At 65.4% G+C, this 315-nt stretch carries 1 protein-coding gene; it reads right to left on the bottom strand.

What is annotated here, in order from left to right; genetic code table 11:
• Positions 1 to 315 (bottom strand): septation protein IspZ (locus OO68_RS49080; protein ID WP_033314754.1); only part of this gene is annotated, 315 nt, incomplete at both ends.

Raw genomic sequence — 315 nt, 5'->3', positions numbered from 1 at the left:
GCTTGATGTCACCGGTCGCTGCGATCGCGATGGTGCCGGCGGCGAGGATAAACATCAGCCCGGCCCAGGCATAGCCGGCGAGGGTGGCGTATTCCGGAATGGTCTCGGTCACGATCGGCGGCAGATAACGCAGCATCCAGCCGCGCTTCAACATGATCGTGCCGATCGCGATATGGCCGATCGCGGGCTTGGCCAGCACGAAGCGCGGATCGTTGGTGAGTAGCGTCGCGCCGCCCAGCACGATCACCAGCCCAAGGCTCGCCCAGGTCATGGTGCCGAGCGCCTGTCCCTTGACGCGCGCATAGACCACTTGCG

The organism is Streptomyces iakyrus, from assembly GCF_000717055.1.
In the GTDB taxonomy this organism is placed as follows: Bacteria; Actinomycetota; Actinomycetes; order Streptomycetales; family Streptomycetaceae; genus Streptomyces; species Streptomyces iakyrus.
This window is presented reverse-complemented; position numbering and strand designations above follow the sequence as displayed.